Annotated in this window: 12 protein-coding genes and 1 pseudogene; 5 read left to right on the top strand and 8 right to left on the bottom strand. The window is 68.8% G+C overall.

Annotation, left to right across the window (positions count from 1 at the left end):
* The first annotated feature begins 129 nt into the window (after positions 1-129).
* A complete protein-coding gene (locus BM009_RS21305; protein ID WP_093299459.1) occupies positions 130-1,335 on the top strand; it encodes an alginate export family protein in 1,206 nt (401 codons plus the stop codon).
* A gap of 104 nt (positions 1,336-1,439) precedes the next feature.
* A pseudogene (locus tag BM009_RS21300) lies at positions 1,440-2,669 on the top strand (MFS transporter); the annotation flags it as partial.
* 56 nt (positions 2,670-2,725) lie between these two features.
* On the opposite strand, the gene BM009_RS23270 reads toward BM009_RS21300, so the two are convergent.
* Genes BM009_RS23270 through BM009_RS21290 form a run of 3 tightly spaced genes read right to left on the bottom strand, consistent with a single transcriptional unit; the run spans position 2,726 to position 7,367 of the window.
* A complete protein-coding gene (locus BM009_RS23270) occupies positions 2,726-3,703 on the bottom strand; it encodes a phospholipase C/P1 nuclease family protein (protein ID WP_368085950.1) in 978 nt (325 codons plus the stop codon).
* Positions 3,704-3,714: 11 nt separating this feature from the next.
* On the bottom strand, positions 3,715-4,866 hold the full coding sequence (locus BM009_RS21295; protein WP_093299452.1) for a YdcF family protein: 1,152 nt from the start codon (positions 4,864-4,866) through the stop codon (positions 3,715-3,717).
* Positions 4,866-7,367: a TonB-dependent receptor gene (locus BM009_RS21290; RefSeq protein WP_093299450.1), complete on the bottom strand. Its 2,502-nt coding sequence runs from the start codon at positions 7,365-7,367 to the stop codon at positions 4,866-4,868. Before BM009_RS21290 ends, BM009_RS21295 begins: the two co-directional genes overlap by 1 nt.
* 123 nt (positions 7,368-7,490) lie before the next feature.
* On the opposite strand from BM009_RS21290, the gene BM009_RS21285 reads away from it, so the two are divergent.
* Both BM009_RS21285 and BM009_RS21280 read left to right on the top strand, forming a co-directional pair.
* Entirely contained in the window at positions 7,491-8,624 is a 1,134-nt protein-coding gene (locus tag BM009_RS21285; protein ID WP_093299447.1) for an ROK family transcriptional regulator, read from the top strand.
* A 97-nt stretch (positions 8,625-8,721) separates the two neighbouring features.
* Entirely contained in the window at positions 8,722-9,540 is an 819-nt protein-coding gene (locus BM009_RS21280) for a hydroxypyruvate isomerase family protein (RefSeq protein ID WP_093299552.1), read from the top strand.
* A 10-nt stretch (positions 9,541-9,550) separates the two neighbouring features.
* Here the strand turns inward: BM009_RS21280 and BM009_RS21275 are convergent, their stop codons facing one another.
* The 4 genes from BM009_RS21275 to BM009_RS21265 all read right to left on the bottom strand — a co-directional run bounded on the left by BM009_RS21275 (position 9,551) and on the right by BM009_RS21265 (position 15,158).
* Complete coding sequence (locus BM009_RS21275) at positions 9,551-11,236, bottom strand: alpha/beta hydrolase (protein WP_093299445.1); 1,686 nt, start codon at positions 11,234-11,236, stop codon at positions 9,551-9,553.
* Between the two features lie 274 nt (positions 11,237-11,510).
* Positions 11,511-13,922, bottom strand: a complete 2,412-nt coding sequence (locus BM009_RS21270; protein WP_093299442.1) for a TonB-dependent receptor plug domain-containing protein — start codon at positions 13,920-13,922, stop codon at positions 11,511-11,513.
* A 106-nt stretch (positions 13,923-14,028) separates the two neighbouring features.
* Positions 14,029-14,190 carry a hypothetical protein gene (locus BM009_RS22745; protein ID WP_175488163.1) on the bottom strand — a complete coding sequence of 54 codons (162 nt, stop codon included), beginning with the start codon at positions 14,188-14,190 and terminating at the stop codon, positions 14,029-14,031.
* Between the two features lie 77 nt (positions 14,191-14,267).
* On the bottom strand, positions 14,268-15,158 hold the full coding sequence (locus BM009_RS21265; RefSeq protein WP_093299440.1) for a LysR family transcriptional regulator: 891 nt from the start codon (positions 15,156-15,158) through the stop codon (positions 14,268-14,270).
* Positions 15,159-15,247: 89 nt separating this feature from the next.
* Between BM009_RS21265 and BM009_RS21260 the strand changes: the two genes are divergently transcribed.
* Entirely contained in the window at positions 15,248-16,192 is a 945-nt protein-coding gene (locus tag BM009_RS21260; protein ID WP_093299437.1) for an NAD-dependent epimerase/dehydratase family protein, read from the top strand.
* A 4-nt stretch (positions 16,193-16,196) separates the two neighbouring features.
* On the opposite strand, the gene BM009_RS21255 is transcribed toward BM009_RS21260, so the two are convergent.
* On the bottom strand, positions 16,197-16,586 hold the full coding sequence (locus tag BM009_RS21255; protein ID WP_093299435.1) for a nuclear transport factor 2 family protein: 390 nt from the start codon (positions 16,584-16,586) through the stop codon (positions 16,197-16,199).
* Positions 16,587-16,703: the final 117 nt, after the last annotated feature.

Raw genomic sequence — 16,703 nt, 5'->3', positions numbered from 1 at the left:
CTCGCTAGCGCAATTCCGCCCCGGCTTCTGCACAAACTTGACCTGCAAACCCTTGGTCAGACAAACTTTGTAACTGGGACGGGGGTGCAGGGACGGGTAGCGCCGCCATCTCGCGCAACAGGGGGACGTATGCGTTTCTGGATCACCACCGCGGCGACGCTTGCCGCCGCAGCGCCGGCGTGCGCGCAAGAGGTCACCGTCAAGCCGCTGGTCGAGGCGCGCACCCGCTACGAGCATCTCGACCAGGCCGAGTTCGCCGACACCGCCGATGCCGTGACGATCCGCGTCCGCGCCGGTGCCGAAGTGACCCGCGGCCGCTGGGTCGCGCTGGGCGAGGCGCAGGGCAACCTCGCGGTAGTCGGCGACTATCATGACGGACTGCACGGGCCGGCCAATCGCCCGACGATCGGCGATCCGGAGAATGTCGCGATCTACCGCGCCCAGCTGCAATATCGCTCGGCGCCGCTGACCGTCACCGCCGGACGCCAGCGGATCACCCTCGACGACGAGCGCTTCGTCGGCAACGCGCAGTTCCGCAACAACGCCCAGACCTTCGACGCCGTCCGCACCGAGATCGTGCCGGTGAAGGGCGTCAAGCTCGACCTCACCTATGCCTGGGACGTGCGGACCATCTGGGGCACCGACGGGCGGGGCGCCCGCCAGCGCGGGGTGGGCGGCCACAATGTCTTCGCCAATCTCGGGGCGGCGACCCCGCTCGGCACGCTCACCGGTTTCGCCTATCTGGTCGACCAGGACGAGGCCGAGGTCCAGGGCTTCCGCCTCTCCAACCAGAGCTATGGCGTGCGGCTGGTCGACAGCCGCGCGATCGCGCCCCAGATCAAGCTGCGCTACCAGCTGAGCTGGGCGCGCCAGTCCGACTATCACCACAATCCCACCCGCTACCAGGCAGATTACTGGCTCGCCGACGCCACCCTGGACGTACGCGGCTGGACGCTCAACACCGGCTATGAAGTGCTGGGCGCCGATGGCGGCCAGCCGCTCGCGAGCTTCCAGACCCCGCTCGGCAGCGTGTTCAAGTTCCAGGGCTGGGCGGACAAGCTGACGGTCACCCCGCCCAACGGCGTTCGCGACTTCTATGCGGGCGGCGGCTATGGCTGGAAGAAGCTCGGGCGGATCGACGCGCTCTCGCTGCAGGCGGTGTGGCACCGCTACCAGAGCGACCGGCTGAACCAGCATTATGGCGACGAGTGGAACCTGCTCGCCACCGCCAAGCTGCGCAAGACTCAGCTTTCGGTGCGCTATGCGCGCTACGAGGCGGACCGCTTCGTGACCGATACCAGCCGCTTCTGGCTGCAGATGGACTGGGCCTATTGACGCGAGGGCGTCGCCGAACTGCAATCGAGCCGACCTAAGCGCAGAATCGCCAAGGATTTTGCAGGAACGAGGCTCCCATCGCGACGCTCGCCACAGAAGGCCGGATGCTGGCCTATGCCTCCGGCAATTTCGGCAAGGCGCTGCTGTTCAGCGGCGCAGACCTGACGATCCTGTTCCTGCTCACCGACGTGCTGGGGCTGGACGGCGCGCGCGCGGCGGGGCTGATGCTGTTCGCGCTGCTCGGCGACCTGGTGTTCGACCTGCTCGCGGCCCGGCTGATGCTGCGCTGGCGGGCGGCGGGGCGGGGCTATCGCTGGGCGGTCGCCTTTGCCGCGATCCCGTGCGGTGCCGCTTTCGCGCTGATCTATGCGATGCCCGTGCTGGGGCTGCATCGGGGCTGGATGCTGGCAGCGGCGATCCTGGTGTTCCGCGGCGCCTATGCGGTGGTCGACGTGCCGCACAATGCGCTGATGGCGCAGGTAAGCCGCGACAGCCGCGCGCGGGGGCGCGTTTCGGGGTATCGGCTGCTCTTCAGCACCGCCAGCGCGCTGACGATCGCGGCGGTGCTGACCCCGCTGGTGCAGCAGGCCGGGCATGCGCGGGCGTTCGGCGCGCTGGCGCTGACCGGGATAGCGGCGGGGCTCGCCTTTGCGCTGACGATGCTGCTCTGCGTCTGGGCCTGTGGCGGCCAGCGCGGTGCCGCAACCGCGCTCCGCGGCGACCGCATCGCGGTGCCGCTGCGCGATCCGATGGTGCTGGGGATGGGGGCGCTGGCGCTGATCACCGGCTTCGCCATGCCCTGTTTTGGGCGGATGCTGATGTATCTGGGGACCTATGTGATCGCGCGGCCGGGGGCGGTGACGCTGCTGCTGGGGGCTATGACTGTCGGGCAGTTCGGCGGCGTGCTCGCCTGGACCGCGCTCACCCACCGCTTCGGCAAGAGCCGGTTGCTCGCGGCGGGACATGGCGTGAGCGCCGCCGGCCTGCTGCTCTTTGCGGCCTGCACCGCCTGGCCCACGGGGCAGATGGCCGGCGCCGCGCTGATCGGCTTCGGCTTTGCGAGTGTGTTCATGCTGCCCTGGGGGCTCCTCGCCGACGCGGTCGACGTCGTCGAGTGGCGGCACGGGCGGCGCTATGAGACCGGTCTGTTTGCCTTCTACCTGGTGCTGGTGAAGGCGAGCGGGGCGGCGTCGACGGCGATGATCGGCTGGGTGCTGGGCGCACTCGGCTATATCCCCGGCGCAGTCCAGCCGACGGGGGTCCGCCTCGGCATGCTCGGCCTGGGACTCGGCGTGCCGCTGGCGGGGGCGCTGCTGGCGATGCTGCTGCTGCGCCGCTTCACCCTCGGCCATGCCCAGCACGCGCGGCTGCTGCGCGCGCTGGCCCGGCGTCAGGCGGGCGCGGAGCCGGTTTCCGGATCGAACTTCGGGTTGGAGAAGTCGAGCGGCGACGGCGTCACCTTTGCAGGCGGTCGCGCGCTCTCGGCCCAGGCGCGGCAGAGCATGTCGCGCAGCATCGCCGCCCCCGCCGCGGTGCGTTCATAGACCAGCGCGCGCACGTCCTGGTCGGCGGCGTTGGCGAACCCGTCGCGCTTCTCGAGCTGGTAGACGCGCTCCATCCGGTCGCCCGACTGGTCGAGAAAGCCGAGCACGGCGGTGAACATATCGCCCTGCTCGTGCGCCGGTGCGGCGATCCGCGAGGCGATGTCGGCCGGGGTCAGCCCGATCGCGTCGACGAAGCGGCTCTCGAAGCGGCCATGAATGCTGCGATCACGGGTATAGTTGTTCGGATTGGGCCCGAGCCAGCCGTCCGAGTTAACCGAATCGTGGAGCGGCTGGGCGCCGTCGCCGATATAATGGCCGAGCCGGATCACGTCGAAGGCACAGTGCTGCTCGGGCACCGCGGTGTCGCCGCCGCTTGCCTGCGCCGCGCGGATCGCGCGCATGCAGACGATCACCCGCTCATAGGCCTCCATCGCCGCATAGGGCAGGGTGCCGGTCCAGCGGACATTGGTCCGCACGGCCGTGGCGGGATCGCTGTCCTTGATCGTTTCATAGTGCTTGTAGAGCGCGATGACGAAGGCGTAGCGCGAGCGCGGGATCGGCTTGAGGAAGGCGAACTGCTCGCGGAACCAGCCATGGTTGGGATCCTCCTCGATCTTCGAGAAGCCCTCGGAATCGCCGCGCCAGCTGTCAGGCAGCGTGGCCGAGGTCGCGATATAGTCCGCATAGCGGCGCAGGAAGGTCGGGCCGGTTTCCGGGATCGCCTGGATCGCCGCGCGGTCGATCACTGCGTGCGCGGTATGCCCCCAGGCATGGGCGACGGCGGGGGCGAGCAGCAGGGCGGCGGCCAGGGCAAAGCGGCGCATGGCGGTTCCTTTCAGGGATCGAGGGGATCGCGCGGGTCGACGCGCTCGGACGCGCGCGACGGGTGGAACACGAGTTCGGTGGGCGAGACGCGGCGGACGACCGTGCCGGGCTGGTAGCCGAGCTCGGTAGCGTTGCGCTCGGTGAACCTGGCGCTTTCGATATAACCACTCTGCAGCGGGTTGCAGACGATCACCGCCTCCATCTGCATCGGCGCGCCCATGGCGGCGAGCAGGCGGCTGGCGTTGCGCAGGTTGGTGGTGGTGTGGCGGGCATAGGGCTCGCTGATGATGGCGTCGGCGGGGATGCCGTAGCGCGCGATCAGCGCCTTGCGCATCTCGTCGGCCTCGGTGAACGGCGTTGCGCGCGGGTGCGCCCGGCCGCCGGTGACGAGGATGAAGGCGATGTCGCCCTGCGCGAAGCGGCGCGCGGCGAGGCGGAGATGATATTTGCCGAACGGGCTAAGCGGCTCGCCCTCGATCTCGGGGCCGACGCCGGTGACGATCATGGCGCTGTAGCGATAGCGCTTCCAGTCCAGCCTTTTCGCGCGCGCCATCGGCGCAGCGTTGGCGCCGCCGGTCAGCGGCTCGTGGCCGATCGCGTCGGTGCGGTCGCTCGCGTCGAGCAGCGCGAGTACATAGTCGATGCTGGGATCGAGCCGCTGCGCCGATCCGTCGCGCGGCATATCGGCAATCCAGTCAGCCGCCTGGAGCCGGGCGGCGATTTCCTTCGGGGCGATCGGGCCAGGACCGTCGATCGCAGTCGCCGGGGTGGCGCCGAGCGCATAGATGCGCACGATCCCGTTGATGCCGGCGATCTCGCGATCGAGCTGCGCGGCACGCCCATCCTCCGCCGTAGGGAGCCGGTTTTCGGCCGCCACGGCACTTCGGAGCGCGGCCGCTTCGGGCTCGCTCCACAACAGCGCCTGCGCCCGGCAGGCCAGATCCTGTCCGCAGGCGGCGCGCCGCTCGCGCCGTGCGCGCAGCACGCTTTCCATCCCCGGCGCGTGCGCGATCCGCTCGAGCGCCGCCAGGTCGTGCCCGGCAGCGTCGAGGGTGGGGAACAGCCGCGCCGACAGCGCCGCCATCACCGCGTCGTCCGCCGCCGATGCCGGGGCAGCGAACACGGTCAGCGCCAGCGCCGCAGAGGAGAGCAATGCCCGCATCACCAGCTGCGGCTGACGATGAGGCGGAAGTTGCGGCCGAACAGCGGGCGGCCATAGATCGCCTCGGATGTGCCCTGGCCGGCGAACTGGTCGGTGCGGGTATTGCCCTCGGTCAGGCCGTGCGCGTTGAACAGATTGTCGCCGACCACCTGGAAGTGCCACGCGCCCCAGTCGAGCGAGGCGCCGCCGCCGATCGTCTGGTAGCCCGGCATCGCGGTGCGGTTGAACAGGTCGACATAGCGCTTGCCGACCCATTCGTAGCGCCCGAAGATCGAGACCTTCTGCTCACCCAGCGCGAAGTCGAAGCTCGGGCGCAGATTGCCGAAGAACTTGGCCTCGCGGATGATCTGGTTGCCGTTCACCGCGCTGGGATCCGCGCCCGACGTATTCTGCAGATTGGCATATTCGGGGTTCTGCCACGTCACCGAGCCATCGAGCGCAAACCAGCGGATCGGCGACACGCGGCCGTCGACCTCGACGCCCTTGACCGACGCCTCGCCGATGAACGGCAGCGTCTGATCGTTGCGGCCGGTCAGCGGGTTGAACGCCGCGAACGAGGCGTTGAACGGGTTGAACTTGGTGTAGAAGCCGGTGGCGTAGAGATAGTTGGGACCGAAGCTGGCCTTGAGGCCGACCTCATACTGGCGCGCCTTGGTCTTGATGATCGTGGCGTTGATGCCGGTCACCACGCCCAGCTGCGGCGGCACTTCGAGGTTCGAGATGCGGCCATAGGCGCCGAAATGGCCGTTGAGGTCGTAGTTGACGCCGACCGTCCAGTTGGTCGCCTTGGGCTTGAGCCGCTGGTCGAGCACCTGGCCGGTGAAAGCGCGGGTGGTGTCGTCGGCGAGGGTGGTGGCGTCGCCCAGATTCACCTGGGTGGTCGGCAGCGCGATGCCCTTGTAATCGTACATCTCGGTGCGGATGCCGCCATCGACGCGAAGACCTCGGGTGATCTCCCAGGTGTCGTTGGCATAGAAGGCGATCATCTGGGCGTCGCCCTCGCCCTGATTGAGCGTGGTGGTGTAGCGCAGCACGCCGTTCTGGGTGACCGAGCCGAGCACCTGGCCGGTCGCCGAATAGGCGAGCAGGTCCAGCGTGCGCGGCTGGCTGCGCAGCTCGATCAGCATGTCCTGATAGGCCTGGAGCAGCGTGTTGCCGTAGAAGGCGCTGTACACGCCGACGCGCACGTCGTGGCTGCCGATGCCGGTCTCGAACTTGCGGGTGACGCTGAGATCGCCCTGGACCGAGTAGAAATCCGATTCCGACGCGCGATACTGGCCGGACAGGATCAGCCCCGAAGCGGTCGACGGGTCATAGACCGACGCGCCGTTGGTGCCCGCGAACGCATAGCCGAGCCGCGCGACATTGGGGCCGAAGGCGGTGCGCGCTGCGGTCAGATAGCCGGCGGCGAAGGTCGTGGCGTCGGCGGGGTTGGTAGTCGAGTAGAAGGCGTCGAAGCTCGACTTGCCCTTGGTCCCGCCGATCTTGGCGGAGACCTGCCAGCCGTTGAAGTCCGCATCATAGTCGATCGCGGCGTTGAAGAAGCGCATGTGGCGGCCGTTGGAGAGGTCGCGGGTCATGCTCTGCAGCGCGCCCGAACCGTCGCGATACTTGATGTTGACGTTGCGCAGCGAGGGCGAGTTCAGCGTCCCCTCGAAATAGTCGATATACTTGTTGAGCGAGACCGCCGGATTGCGCGGATCGTTGGTCGGGATCGGCAGATAGAAGACGTTGTGGTCGTTGACATATTCGGCCGAGATCTTGAGCGTGCCGTTGCTCAGCTGGCGCTTGATGTTGGCGCGGATCTGGCCGCCCTTGTCGCTGGGAAAGCCGCCATAGCGATAGCCGTCATGCTGGCGGATGAAGCCGCCGATCGCGTAATAGGTGTTGTCGCTGAGCGGGCCCGACTGCATCGCATCGAGCCGGTAGAGGCCGGTATCGCCCAGCGTCACCTGCGCCTTGCCGCGCGCAACCGGGCCGCCCGAGACGGTGATGTTGTTGGCGATCGCCGCCGCGCTGCTCGCATAAATCGGCGCCGGGCCGCCGCGAACGATCTCGACCCGCTCGGTCATCAGGTCGTAGCGGTTCATGCCTTCGCCGGAATTGAAGAAGACGCCGTCGATCTCGTGGTAGAGCGGCAGGCCATCCTGCTGGAAGATCAGATAGCCGCGGTCGGTCGGGATGCCGCGGATGCGGGTGATGTTCTGCACCTCGCCGCCGGTCGCCTCGACCTGGATGCCGGGCACGGTGCCGAGCAGATCGGCAAAGCTCTTCGGCGCGATCTTCTGGACGTCGGCCTGGCTCAGCGAGTTGATCGCATAGGAGACGTCGAAGCGGCGCTGCGCGCGCGCCGAGCCGGTGACGATGATGTCGCCGCCGGTATCCGCCTCGGCCTGGGCCGGATCGGCGGCGGGCGTGTCGCTGGTCTGCGCGAAGGCGGGCGCGGCGGCGAGGCTCAGCGCGAGCAACGCGCAGCCGGCGGCGAAATGGTGCTTCTTCATCGGATCGTTCCCCCGAGTTGTTCTGAACTTGGACGTGCCGATGCGCGGGGTCGATGACAGATTTATTTATTTCTGAGAAAATAAATCGCGCGCACCGTGCCGGGCGGATACAGGCTACCGAAGATGAGACACCCGCCGCTTACCCTGCTGGATGAAGAGAAGCGCCTGCTTTGGCTTCTGCGCACGCACGGCCCCCAGCCGCGTACCGCGCTGGCCGAGACGCTGCAGCTCAGCAACGCCGCAGTGTCGAAGCTGACCAGGACGCTGATCGGCCAGGCACTGATCGAGGAACTCCCGGCCGCGCCGCTGGCGGGACGCGGGCGGCCGACCGTGCCGCTGCGGATCTCGCCGGCGGGGGGCTATGCCGTGGGCGTGGCGATCTATGCCGGGCTGCTGGAGCTCGCGCTGGTCGATTATGCCGGGGGCGTGGTGTCGCTCACCTCGGAGAAGATCGCCCCCACCGATGCGCCCTCCTTCGCCCGGCATGTCGACCGGCGGATCCACGAACTCGCCATCGAGCATCGCCTGCTGGGGAGCCGGCTCTACGGCGTCGGCTTCAGCGTGCCCGGCCCGGCGCTGTCGCGCGACGGCAATCGCTGGCATGTCGTCCGCAACCTCCCCGGCTGGAAGGACGCGCCGCTGCGGACGATCTTCGAGGAGACGCTGCGGCTGCCGGTGTGGATCGAGAATGACGCGACTGCGGCGGCGCTCGCCGAATATTATCTGGGCGGGCTGATCCGGCGCTGCACGACGGCGGTGGTGCTCCTGCTCGGCCACGGCGTCGGGGCGGGGATCGTCCATGAAGGGCGGCTGATGCGCGGCGAGTCCGGCGGGGCAGGGGAAATCGGCATGTTCTACCCCGGCGACCGGCCGCGCCCGACCACGCTGGACCTGATCGCGACGCTGCAGGCGGCGGGCTGCCCGGTGCAGTCGCTCGCGGACTTCGAGGAGGCGATCCCCGGCTACGAAGCCGTGGTCGAGGGCTGGCAGGAGCGCGCCGCCGACCAGCTGCTCCAGACGATCAACTCGGCGCTGGCGTGGCTCGATCCCGGCGCGATCCGGCTGATGAGCCCGTTGCCCGCGCCGATCATGCACGGCCTGGCCGAGCGGCTGAACCGCCGCGCGATCACCTGGGGCGATCATGTCACGGCGAGCGAGCGCGGCCGCTATCCGATCGAGATCTCGCAATTAGGCGGCGCGGGATCGGCGCTGGGTGCCGCGCTGCTGCCGATCCACGCCTCGATCGCGCGGATCTAAGTCCCGCGGCAACGAATTAGATGACAAATCCGACGCAGTGCCTATCCTCGGCCGCACAAGAGGGAGAGGGATTGCGATGATCACGCGGCGCGGACTGATGGCTTCTTCTCTTGCGACCTTGGCAGTGTCTGCCGTGCCCGCCTGCTCGGCGCCGGCCGGGCGGCTCAAGCAGTCGGTGAGCCGCTGGTGCTATCAGGATATCCCGCTCGACAAGCTGTGTGCCGCCGCCGCGAAGATGGGCCTGCAGGGCATCGATCTGCTCGAACCCGCCGAGTATGAGACGCCGCGCCGCTACGGCCTGCGCTGCACCATGGGCTATGCCGACCCGAGCATGACGATCGCGCACGGCCTCAACCGCCGCGAGCATCATGCCGCGTTCGAGCAGGCGTTCCGCACCGGCATCCCGCAGGCGGCCAAGGCCGGCGTGCCCAACGTGATCGCCTTTTCCGGCAACCGCCAAGGCATGTCCGACGCCGAAGGGGCGGAGAATACCATTGCCGGGCTCAAGCGGCTCGCGCCGATCGCCGAGGATCACGGCGTGACGATCTGCGTCGAGCTGCTCAACAGCAAGCGCGACCATCACGACTATATGGCCGACCACACTGCTTGGGGCGTGCAGGTCGCCAAGGAAGTCGGCTCGCCGCGGGTGAAGCTGCTCTACGACATTTACCATATGCAGATCATGGAGGGCGACCTGATCGCCACGATCCGCGAGAGCCTGCCCTGGATCGGCCATTTCCATACCGGCGGGGTGCCGGGCCGCCACAATCTCGACGGGACCCAGGAGGTCGACTGGCACGCGGTGGCGAAGAGCATCGCCGACCTCGGCTTCCAGGGCTATTTCGCGCACGAGTTCGTGCCGACCGGCGATCCGCTGACAGCGCTCGCGCAGGCGGTGCGCACCTGTACCGTCTAAGCGCAGTCGACTAGCGGGGCGGGGCGGTCGCTGCGACCTGCGGCTTCTCGCCGAGTACGCGATCGAGCCAATCCCCCACCAGCGCCACCAGCCGGGGCGACCCCGCATTGGGGCCCAGCCTGGCTACTTCTTCCTCGCCGCCGGTGACCGCGCCTTCCTGGAACCAGTGGCTCAGCCCGTCGAGCACCACCACCGACCCGCGCGGATTTGCGGCGAGCGCCTTGCGCGCGTCCGCCGCTTCGACCGACGCCACCACCAGCGGATCCTTTTCGGCGAAGACGGCGAGCACCGGCATCTGCAGCGCCCTGAGATCGGACGCGGAGTGGAGCTTGTCCGCCCGCCAGACTTCCTCGGTATCGATCCTTTCGAGCGCCCCTTCGGCCAGCGGCCGGGGAAAGCCCGCGGCCTCAAACCGCGCGATCACCTCGGCGCGGCGCTGCGCGATCGTGGCCGCATCCTTGCGGTCGACCCGCGCCTGGAGCAGCGCCAGTGCCGCGTCCGCCGCAGGCACCGCCTCCGCCTCCGGTCGACCGGCAGCGCGCATCTGGCTGAGCATCGCCTGGCGGAGATAGGACAGGCCGTCGCCGACCGAGCCCGCGAGCGTGACCACCGCCGCGATCGTCGGGTCCGCCGCGGCCACGGCAGGCGCGATCACACCGCCCTGGCTATGGCCAACCAGCGCGATACGGCGGCCGTCGATCGCCGGATTGCGACGCATCGTCGCCACCGCCGCCCGCGCGTCCGCGGTCAGCCTTTCGACGTCCTCCTTGTAGATGCCGGTCGATTGGCCCACGCCGCGCTTGTCATATTCCAGCGCCGCGATGCCGTGCGCCGTCAGGCGGCGGATGATGTCCGTGTACCCGCCGCGGCCATTGGGCCCGTGCCCCTGAATCACGATTGCGAGCGGGTAGGGCGCATGACCGACCCCCAGGGGCAGGTGGAGCGTGCCCGCCAACGCAACGCCCGGCTCGGAGGCGATGCGCTCGTCTGTCGTCACCTCGGAGGGGCGGAAGGCGGCGAAGGCGTGCGCGACGTCGGCCTTGCTCGGCATGCCGCGCAAGAAGGCGACCGGCCCCAGTTCGACGACCGCGCCGCTGTCTCCCAGCGGTACCGACAGGGATTGGGACTTGGCGGCGAACGCCGTCGGCGCCGTGCCGCGCACCGAGACGGGCTGCCAGCCTGTCGTCAAGCGTAGCTCGGCGGTTCCAAATCGGGCATAGGCCGGTGCGCCGCCCTGCAGCGCGATGGTCAAGCGAAGCGGTCGCGCCGCACGGGCCCAGAACACCGCGGTCACATGCTCTCCAGCAGCAATCGCGTCGGGGACCGGCATGGTGGCCCCGCTCGACCAAGCTGCCGTCGCGTGCGGGTCGGGCTGCAGGACGACGATTCCTTGCCCGGGCACGGCAGTATCTCGCTGGCGGCTGTAGGACGCTCCCCATATCGCCCACTCGCTAACGCCGAGCGTCCGGTCCTGCGTCTGCGCGCGCGTCGGGCACGCCGTCAGCAGGACCATGGCAACAATCGCCAAGGATCGTGCCCGCCCATTCGACCATGCCGCTTTCACCTTGGTCATGCACCGCTCCCGGAAATCGGGGGTCAGAAAAAGGTCGGGCGCCGCATGCCACCGCGCGAGCACCGTCACGGCGGCAAGCTCGAGCGCGAGGACAAGTGTCGGCAGCAGGCCAGTCGCCTTCATCAGCTCATAGCCGTGCCATCACTGGTGTGCCCGGTCGACGAGCGCCGCCAGCAGCATCAGCATTTGTGGAGAAGGGCAAAGAGCCCGCGACATCGGTTATATACGACATATATAGATTTAATCGTCAAGTCGCACGAGTGCGCGCTAAGTGATGACGGCCTCGGCGAATCTGTCCGGCCGCATCACTGCGCCCGAAGAAAGTCGATAATACTTCTTATGTAAAATCTCGACTGAAGCTGCGGCGGCGGACTCCCGTTGTCCGCCGCCGCCCGGCTTACCAGTTCACGCCGAGCCGGGCGTAGAGATAGCGGCCGTTGAACCCGAACGGCGAATAATAGGGAAAGCCCACCACGCCGGTCGAGTTGTTCGCCGGGATCGTCCGGTCGGGATAGACGTCGAACAGGTTGCTCGCGCCCAGCGCGATCTGGGCGCCCTTGCGCGGCTGGTAGCGCAGCTCGAGGTCGCTGATCAGATGCTGGCCGGTGTGGATGTCCGCCGCCGGCGTGGTCCCCGGCTGGTTGACATCGCCATAATAGGTGCCGCGCAGCGTGAGGCCCACCGGACCCTTCGCCCAGTCGATCGTGCCGGTCACCTTCTCGCCGGGAGTGCCCTGCTCGATCGTCAGCACGCGGCTGCGCGCGAACAGCACCGGCGCCGGGTTCACCGTCGCGGTATTGGTCGGCACGCGAGTCACCACGATCTCGTTGACGTTGCCGGCCAGCGTGAAGTCGAACGATCCCGCCGGATCGGCGGCGTTGCCCAGCCGGTAATGCGCCACCGCGTCGATGCCGCGGGTGCGCGAGCGCAGGCCGTTGATGAAGAAGCGCGCCGACGGCACGTTGAAGGGCGCGAGGATCGCCGCGACCTGCGGGCTGAAGCTCGCCTGGATGTTCTCGGACAGGCCGAGCTGGTCGCGCAGCCGGATCTCATAGGCGTCGACGCTGAGGTCGAAGCCGCCGGCACGGATCACCGTGCCGACCGAAAGGTTGGTCGACTTCTCCGGCCGAAGCGCGCGCCCGCCCAGCGCTGCCGCCACCGGCGCGGTCGATGGGAAGGTGCCGGTGAGGATCGGCGTGCCGTTCTGGACGACCTGCGCGACCGAGGTGAAATATTGCTGCTGCAGGCTCGGCGCGCGGAAGCCGGTGGAGACGGTGCCGCGCAGCGCGAACCAGGGCGCCACGTCGTAGCGTGCCGAAAGCTTGCCGTTGACGGTGTCGCCGAAGTCCGAATAATGCTCGCCGCGTACCGCCACGTCGACGAGGAACGCCTGGGTGACCTGCGCCTCGAGGTCGAGATAGCCCGAGACGCTGCGCCGCGACCGCTCGATGGCGTTGACCGGCGCGAAGCCGCCAAAGCCCTGCGCGCCCGGCGACGCGCCGGCAACCGCACCGGTGGCGGGTGCATCATAGGAGGCGGCCTCGCCCGGCGTGATCTTGTAGCCCTCGCGCCGCGCTTCGGCACCGAAGGCGAGGTTCAGCGACTGCAGCACGTCGAACTTGCGTCGCACGTCGAGCCCCGCGACCCACTGATCGAAGATCAGCGCGCCGTCATAGAAATTCTTTGGCGTCGCCGCACCATAGGCATAGTTGGCCGAATTGCGGGTGCGATAGGCGATCTTGTTGCGGCCATAGCCGGCATGCAGATCGACGCCCCAGTCGCCGAGATCGCCCTTCACCCCCACCGCGCCGACGGCGTTGGTCGACTTGGTGTTGATGATTGGCAGGAAGCCGTCCGGGTACCCTGCCAGCGCGGTGGTGGCGCTGGCCAGCCGCGGGAAGGCGGCGCTGCGGGTGTCGCGATCCTGATAGCTGCTCCAGCCATAGAGGCTCCAGCCGCCGCCGATGCCCTTCCCGGCGTTGACCGTGCCGGTGTACTGCTCGACCTGCGGATCGCCGAAGCGGCCGGTGACGCGGGTGGGCGTGACGCGGGGATCGAAGTCCGCGCGGTTGGTCGCCTGGCGGTTCACATATTCGCCGGTGACCGTGACGAAGCCGTCGTCGCCAAGCCCGAAACCCTGCCAGACGGAGGCGGTGAAGGCCGGCTCGCCGGTGGTGGAGCGGCTACCCCGCGCGGTATCGATATCGGTGCGATAGATGCCGTAGGTCGCCGAGGCAGCGCCACCCGAGCGGGCCTCGCGCAGCCGCAGGTTGATCACGCCGGCGATCGCGTCCGAGCCATATTGCGCCGAGGCGCCGTCGCGCAGCACTTCGATCCGCTCGAGCGCCGCGGTCGGGATGGTGTTGAGGTCGACCGCCGCCGAGCCGCGCCCGACCGAGCCGTTGATGTTGAGCAGCGCCGAGCTGTTCACCCGCACGCCGTTGACCAGCACCAGCACCTGATCCGGGGAAAGGCCGCGCAGCGTCGCCGGGCGGATCGCGTCGGTGCCATCGGTGGCGGCGGGACGCGGGAAATCGATCGACGGCGCGACCGCGGCGACGGCGGCGCCGAGCTCGGTGGTACCCTGGCGGCCGAGTGCCTCGCTGCTCAGCACGTCGACCGGTGAGGCGGTATCGAGCCGCGAGCGCCCCTGCGTCCGCGTACCGGTGACGACGATCTCGTCGCCGCCGCCGGCCACCGGGGCGTCGGCCTGCGCCGGCTCCGCACTGGTCTGCTGCGCCTGTGCGGTGCCGGAGGCCAGTGCGGCGGTGGAGGCTGCAATCAGCAGCGCGCGGCGGAAGGTACGCATGGTCAACCCCTTGATCTCGTTCTTGTCAGCGCGCGATTTCCCATCTTCCGGCTAGGAATGCAGGAAAGAAAAGATTGGCGGCCCCAAACGCGATGCGTGCCGCGCGCTAGCGCAGGTCGAGTACGTCCTCGAACTGGGCGTTGGCGCGGTGCTGGAACGCCTCTGCCCGCCTGCGGAAGGCGGCCGCGACCACGGGGTTACCGCACGATGCGGCGCGGGCGCGCTCTTCCTGGGCGCGTCGTTCGAAGAAGGAACGGGAACTGGGCATGGGGCGTCTCCCGGACGGCGGCGCGTCCCACAAGGGCGGAGGTATCACGTCAACCGACGCCGCCCGCCTTTCGTTCCTCAGCGCTCGGCAATGGCAGCGAGCGCGTCCGCCAGCGCATCGAACACCGCGCGGTAGCGGGCGCCGTGACGGAGGTCCTCGTGCATCACCACCCACATCCGCAACGGCAGCGCGAACGCGTCCTGCAGGATGTGGCGCAGCGCGGGGTCGCGCCGCGCGGCCACGGTCTGGCAGATGCCGATACCGAACCCGGCGCGGATCGCCTCGAACTGGGCGGCATCGTTGTCCACGCGCAGCGCGAAGGCGGATCGGTCGAACCCCGGCAAATGACGCATCGCCGCGCGGATGAAGGGCGTTTCGGTATCGAAGCCGATCAGGTCGTGCGTATGCAGATCGGCCATGTCAGCGGGTGTGCCCCGCCGAGCGAGATAATCGCGATGGGCATGGAATCCGAGCTGCAGCGTGCCGACGGGCCGCGCCACCAGCGCCTGCTGTGCAGGTTCGGTCATCCGCACGGCGATATCGGCGCGGCGCTGGAGCAGATCGTCCACGGCGTCGGAAAGCGACAGCTCGAAAACCAACCCCGGATAGGTCTGGCGCAGGCGCGCAAGGATGGCGGGAAGGTGGAGCACGCCCACCGCTTGGCTGGCGCTGATCCGCACGACGCCCTCGGGCTGGTCCGGGCGGCCCTGCGCGGTCCGTTGGAGCGCTGCAGCCGCCGCCACCAGCGCCTCGGCATGCGGCTGGAGAGCCAGCGCCCGATCGGTGGGCGACAGCCCGCGCTGCGAGCGCACGAAGAGCGCGCCGCCGGTCGCCGCCTCGAGGGTGTCGATATGGCGGGCGATGCTCGGCTGCGTCATGCCCAATGCCCGCGCCGCGGCCGAGAGCGACCCGCTGCGCAGCACTGCGGCAAAGCTGCGATAGACGTCCCAGCTCGGTTCGGAGTTCATCTATTTTCGTATAACGGCTAGCCGACGTTAAGCAATTTTCGTTTTGGCCCTGAAGGGCGAAACGGTCTCCATCAGACGTGGAGGCACACATGACCAAGAGAACGGCACTGATCCTGGGCGCGACCGGCGGCATCGGCGGCGCGATGCGGCAACGGCTGCTGGCCGGCGGCTGGCGGGTAAAGGCGCTGGCCCGCCGCGCCTCCCCGCTGCTCGAAGGCTGCGAGCAGATCCTGGGCGACGCCATGGATCCCGCTGCGGTGCTGGCGGCGGCACGGGACGCGGAGGTGATCGTCCATGCGGTGAACCCGCCCGGCTATCGCAACTGGGCAGATCTGGTGCTGCCGATGATCGACAACAGCATCGCCGCCGCGCAGGCGAGCGGCGCCCGGATCGTGTTGCCGGGTACGGTCTACAACTATGGGCCCGACGCCTTCCGAGAGATCGATGAAGACGCGCCGCAGCATCCTCGCACGCGCAAGGGCGCGATACGGGTCGCGATGGAGGAACGGCTCCGCGATGCCGCGCAACAAGGGCCTGCCAAGGTGCTGATCGTCCGCGCCGGCGATTATTTCGGGCCGGGTGCCGCAAACAACTGGTTCGGCCAGGCGATGGTGACCCCAGGTGCCCGCCCCCGGGTGATCCGCACGCCCGGCAAGCGCGGCATAGGCCATCAATGGGCCTATCTGCCCGACGTCGCGGAGACGATGGCGCAGCTGCTCGACCGGCCCGCTCTCCCTGCCTTCGCCCGCTTCCACATGGACGGGCATTGGGATGCCAACGGCCGGCAGATGGCGGAGACGATTGCGCGGGTGCTCGGCGATCCGGCGGTGCCGATCCGCCCCCTGCCCTGGTGGCAACTCCGCCTCGCCGCGCTCGCCATGACCACGCCGCGCGAGCTGATGGAGATGCGCTATCTGTGGCAGCAGCCGATTCGCCTGCGGAACACGCGGCTGGTCGAGACGCTGGGTGCCGAGCCGCGCACGCCGCTGGTCGAGGCGGTCGCGGCGACGCTGACGGGTCTCGGCTGCCGCTAAGTGGTCAGCCGAGCGTGAGGTAGAGCTCGGCCTCGATTACCCAGGCACCGCCGATTTCGCGCCACTTGGCGGTGTAGCTGCCGCGCGCCTGAACCGCGCCATCCGCCGCCGAGACGCCCCGCCACTGGCCATGCTCGAACGCGATCGGGGCGACGGGCGAGACGACCACCGTCTCGGGTATCCGGCTGTACACGCTCCGCTCGCGGGCGGCGAACTCGCGCTTCCACGCCTGGAGCTGCGCCTTGCGGCCCTGGAGCACCGCGCTGTCGGTGCCCGCGACCAGCACGACATCGGGCGCGAGCAGCGGCCCGATCGCGGCGAGATCGGCCGCAGCCAGCGCGCGGTTGAAGGCGGCGCGGGTCGTACGGATGGCAAGTTCGGGCGACGTCTGCATGGCCGCACGCTCTACCGCCGCCCGCCCGATGCGCTCAACCGCCAATTTCCGACGACAGATTGCCAGCCGCCTTCCACCGTGTAGACTGGCGTCGATTGTCGGCTAACCGACTGATTT

This window comes from Sphingomonas sp. NFR04 (genome assembly GCF_900114095.1).
In the GTDB taxonomy this organism is placed as follows: Bacteria; Pseudomonadota; Alphaproteobacteria; order Sphingomonadales; family Sphingomonadaceae; genus Sphingomonas.
This window is presented reverse-complemented; position numbering and strand designations above follow the sequence as displayed.

Excerpts from the sequence above, each read along its gene's own strand:
- BM009_RS21305 (WP_093299459.1), top strand. The coding sequence starts at position 130 with ATGCGTTTCTGGATCACCACCGCGGCGACGCTTGCCGCCGCAGCGCCG.
- BM009_RS23270 (WP_368085950.1), bottom strand. The coding sequence starts at position 3,703 with ATGCGCCGCTTTGCCCTGGCCGCCGCCCTGCTGCTCGCCCCCGCCGTC.
- BM009_RS21295 (WP_093299452.1), bottom strand. The coding sequence starts at position 4,866 with ATGCGGGCATTGCTCTCCTCTGCGGCGCTGGCGCTGACCGTGTTCGCT.
- BM009_RS21290 (WP_093299450.1), bottom strand. The coding sequence starts at position 7,367 with ATGAAGAAGCACCATTTCGCCGCCGGCTGCGCGTTGCTCGCGCTGAGC.
- BM009_RS21285 (WP_093299447.1), top strand. The coding sequence starts at position 7,491 with ATGAGACACCCGCCGCTTACCCTGCTGGATGAAGAGAAGCGCCTGCTT.
- BM009_RS21280 (WP_093299552.1), top strand. The coding sequence starts at position 8,722 with ATGGCTTCTTCTCTTGCGACCTTGGCAGTGTCTGCCGTGCCCGCCTGC.
- BM009_RS21275 (WP_093299445.1), bottom strand. The coding sequence starts at position 11,236 with ATGAAGGCGACTGGCCTGCTGCCGACACTTGTCCTCGCGCTCGAGCTT.
- BM009_RS21270 (WP_093299442.1), bottom strand. The coding sequence starts at position 13,922 with ATGCGTACCTTCCGCCGCGCGCTGCTGATTGCAGCCTCCACCGCCGCA.
- BM009_RS22745 (WP_175488163.1), bottom strand. The coding sequence starts at position 14,190 with ATGCCCAGTTCCCGTTCCTTCTTCGAACGACGCGCCCAGGAAGAGCGC.
- BM009_RS21265 (WP_093299440.1), bottom strand. The coding sequence starts at position 15,158 with ATGAACTCCGAACCGAGCTGGGACGTCTATCGCAGCTTTGCCGCAGTG.
- BM009_RS21260 (WP_093299437.1), top strand. The coding sequence starts at position 15,248 with ATGACCAAGAGAACGGCACTGATCCTGGGCGCGACCGGCGGCATCGGC.
- BM009_RS21255 (WP_093299435.1), bottom strand. The coding sequence starts at position 16,586 with ATGCAGACGTCGCCCGAACTTGCCATCCGTACGACCCGCGCCGCCTTC.